This window comes from Ruminobacter amylophilus, assembly GCF_900115655.1.
GTDB classification, from domain to species: domain Bacteria; phylum Pseudomonadota; class Gammaproteobacteria; order Enterobacterales; family Succinivibrionaceae; genus Ruminobacter; species Ruminobacter amylophilus.
Map to the genome: position 1 here is coordinate 1 of NZ_FOXF01000062.1, position 3,524 is coordinate 3,524.

5 protein-coding genes are annotated in these 3,524 nt (G+C 37.9%); 2 read left to right on the top strand and 3 right to left on the bottom strand.

Going from position 1 to position 3,524, the window contains the following annotated elements; genetic code table 11:
* The coding region (locus tag BMY80_RS10755; protein WP_177178574.1) for an AAA family ATPase at positions 1–687 on the bottom strand (687 nt) is incomplete at its 3' end.
* 517 nt (positions 688–1,204) lie between these two features.
* Here BMY80_RS10755 and BMY80_RS10760 point away from each other — a divergent pair.
* Positions 1,205–1,327, top strand: coding sequence for a BspA family leucine-rich repeat surface protein (locus tag BMY80_RS10760; protein ID WP_483880052.1), 123 nt, complete (start codon positions 1,205–1,207; stop codon positions 1,325–1,327).
* A gap of 160 nt (positions 1,328–1,487) precedes the next feature.
* On the opposite strand, the gene BMY80_RS10765 is transcribed toward BMY80_RS10760, so the two are convergent.
* Positions 1,488–2,042, bottom strand: a complete 555-nt coding sequence (locus BMY80_RS10765) for an SHOCT domain-containing protein (protein ID WP_093143573.1) — start codon at positions 2,040–2,042, stop codon at positions 1,488–1,490.
* A complete protein-coding gene (locus BMY80_RS10770; RefSeq protein WP_031580239.1) occupies positions 2,023–2,466 on the bottom strand; it encodes a sigma factor-like helix-turn-helix DNA-binding protein in 444 nt (147 codons plus the stop codon). The genes BMY80_RS10765 and BMY80_RS10770 overlap by 20 nt, the downstream gene beginning before the upstream one ends.
* Positions 2,467–2,765: 299 nt before the next feature.
* Here BMY80_RS10770 and BMY80_RS10775 point away from each other — a divergent pair, with 299 nt between their 5' ends.
* The gene (locus BMY80_RS10775) at positions 2,766–3,218 is read left to right on the top strand and encodes a hypothetical protein (RefSeq protein WP_093143576.1); all 453 of its coding nucleotides are present in this window, start codon (positions 2,766–2,768) and stop codon (positions 3,216–3,218) included.
* Positions 3,219–3,524 lie beyond the last annotated feature (306 nt).

The window sequence follows — 3,524 nt, forward strand, 5'->3', positions numbered from 1 at the left end:
GAAGCAAACCTGTCCACCATCAGCCTTAAATAAATTTTTTAACAGCTTAATAAATTTTTTCTGTAGAACTTCATCGTTACAATATTCCCGATATATCAAATCCCATTCATCCATAATAAAAATGAATTTGGTATTCAAATCCTGAGTAATCGCAAGTAAAGTTTCCAAAAGTCCTGTGTTTTCAATCTGATGTTTTTCGAGACACCCTGCAAATTCACTGCTTGATTTTAATTCTTTAATTATTGAATACTCGAAATAGTCAACCAGATCATTAACGCCATCTACCTTCTGTTTCTTGTTGGAATAGCCGTCAAACAATCCGTCAATGGTATTCATATCAATATAAATGACATTGTATTTGTTGAGGTGTTTTTCGTAACAGGCTTTAAATTCATTATTCGTTATTTTTAGATTATCAAAAATCTTTTGACCGGCATATCCTTTGGAATAGTAAGCTGACAGCATATGAGCTGTTACTGTTTTGCCAAATCTGCGGGGACGGGTTACAGCCAAAAGCTTTCCATCAGTGTTAAAAAGTGCATTGGTTTTTTCAATAAAATCAGTTTTATCAACAAACACTCTGGTATCTCTGGCTTTAACCAGATTAATAAAGCTGTTATCCTTGTCAGGATTCAGAATGCTTCCCATGACTTTAACCACCTCGAACTCAACACCATCGACTGTCATTTTATCATAGCGCCGAATTTTTATCCGTGATACAGGACATAACTTCCTGTTAACAATTAGCCGTACTGTTCATATGTCAGTAATTTAACTAGTACCAGCAAATTATTCAACTGTTATTTTAAGCTTAATCTGCGAACAAGTCGTTCATCAAAATGCTACCGTTTACTCATCATCCGTTTAAATTTTTCAATCTCTTTTGTACAATTCATAATAATGAATTAGCCGATACCCCCAAGAAAGAATCAAGAGCGGATTTAATTTCAGAATTAAGAAAACAATATTAAATTTTTAGAAAAAGATATTGTTTTTATAGTCAGAGATACGACTGGTAAAATTGTGTGGCTCGAAAATGGTAACTCATCAAGGGTGTTAAAACACATTTTGGATGGAGCCAACGGAGGTAAAGGGCACGCTAAGGATTTTAAGAATATATTTGGTATTTCAAGAGAAAAAATACCTTCTTTTCTAAAAAAGTATTCAGTAGCGGAATCATAGTTGCCAATAAAAAAGTAGTTCGATATGGAAAAGAAGGGTTACTGATATGCAATGGATGTTCCTTGGTGCAACATCCTTCAATCAGCCAATCGGCAACTGGGATACTTCCGAGGTTACTGATATGAAATCCCTATACCAAATTTGATACAGAGCCTTGTGGCATAAGGCTTTACAGCTTATATGGGCTCATCGGGCTTACTTCTACACTTTGGGCTTTTGAGGTGTAAATTACTTCGATAAATAAAAAAAAGTCCGACTACCATCATCACAGTAATCAGACCTTTCATCTTTAAGTTATACCGCTTTTATCCCTCAAACTCCGAACCGTTCTTGAACCTGAAAACGAGTCTGCCATCAGCATAAGCCGTGACGTAATCCAGCAGACCGCACCAAAGGTTTTCGCTGAATTCTGATATCTGACCGTTCTGCTCTTTCAGCTTTTTAATGAAATTCTCGATAATGCCACGATGCTCGAGAAGATTGCTGAGTTTCTGATCGACTAGTTTCTTCTGTTCTTCGGCCTTGCTGAACTTTTGAGTAATCTCATCATAGCTTTTCCTGTATTCACTCTGATCTTGAACCGTAGTGGCGTTCTGCTGGAACAGTTGACGTAAGGCTGAATCGAGCGTTTGCATCTCAGTTAAGAGAGCTTGCTGTTTCTGCTCCAACTCACTCTTATCGCCGGACTTATCAAGCGATAGTGTTAAGAGTTTTCCGATAAGAGGGGAGAATGTCCTGACGAGAAGATCATCAATTTTTCTGAACTCGGTTTTGGTCATGAATCCCTGTTTCAGAAAGCATTCAGCTAAATGCCTTGCTACCAGATAGTTCATTTCAGACTCAAACTGTTTCGGTGTCACAGGTTACTCCTTCATAACGATGTTTGATGTAGCATTCGTGGGTGCAGAACTTATGCTGTTTGATGCCAAAGTAGGTGAATTCTTTTCCACAGCAGAGACACTTTACTGTGTGAGGATTACGGCGCTTAACCAGTTCCGGATGTGCATTCCACCAGGTTACCCGACACGCATCAGAGCAGAATTTACGGTGTTTAACCTTTTCCCTTTGGATGAGCTGCTTGCCACAGCATCTGCAGAAAGTCGGAAGCTCCAAAGGTGTATCTGACTGAGACTTAAACGCCTCCTTACGGTTGCCTGCGAGACCTGCACGCTGGCAGTAACTTTTAACTGTAGCCACGGTGACACCCATCGCTTTGGCAATGGCGTTATAACTGAAATTCTGCTCGCGCAGAGTTTTGATTATGGATTTCTGTTGTTCTGTCATAAATCTTTGACCTCCTACTATATCAATGGACGTGAAAACCATGTTTTGACGAAGGCTATAGAAAAATAATTTTTGAATGATTAAAAGTTGTACAGCCGTGTATCGAGATGAGCGTCAAGGCAATAGAGCGAATGTGTTTGTGGAAGAATGAGGCTGGTTAGCGATCAGTCAATTACACGGATAGAAAGAATGTGTTTTTTATTTGGATCACAAATGTGAATTCTGAATATACCTAAAAATGGTCAAAAAAAAAACAATAGTAAACTTACAGGGAAGGTTTATTGAAAGAGGATAAAACTATGAAAAATCAGTTAATTTCAGTTGGTCTGTTATCACTTGTTCTTGCAGGATGTAATATGACCGATTTCAGGCTTCCGACTATCGGAGAAAACAATTCAAATAGTACTGCTACCACTAAATCAGCTTCTCAGTCTAATATTGTTAGTAATCCGCTTATAGAAGAAATGTGTGCTACAGCCAAGAAAAATGAGGCCAGAGCAAACGAATTGTATCGTGGCAGAGAGGTGTCTGCCCAAGGGAGGTTTAGGTTGAATAAATACACTAAAACGCCACATATAGATTTTAATACCCAGAATTTTAGTGTTCATATGGCTATGAATGATAAAACTGAACCTTGGAAACAGTATGATGATGGTCAGATTGTTAGTTCAGGAAATGTTAAAGTTTCTGAAGTTTCAGTAGAACACGTTGGTGGTCTCAGCGGTTACGATATATGTTATATCCATAACTAAGACCGAAAAAGAACACGAAATGCATTGATTTATTCGTGGAGTCGACAGTCATCATCACTGCCGGCTCTTTTGTTTTCTACACTCCTGGTTCGTCATTTGATAGACAATTACACGGTTAGAAGGTATCTGTTTTTTATTTGGATCACAAATGTGAATTCAGAATATGCCTAAAAATGATCGAAAAGAAAACAGAGTGTAGACTTACAAAGAAAGTTTATTGAAAGAGGATAAAACTATGAAATTTAAGAATGTTTTATGTTGCACTGTGGCTATCCTGCCGATGTTTTGTGCTGTTGAATCTCAAGC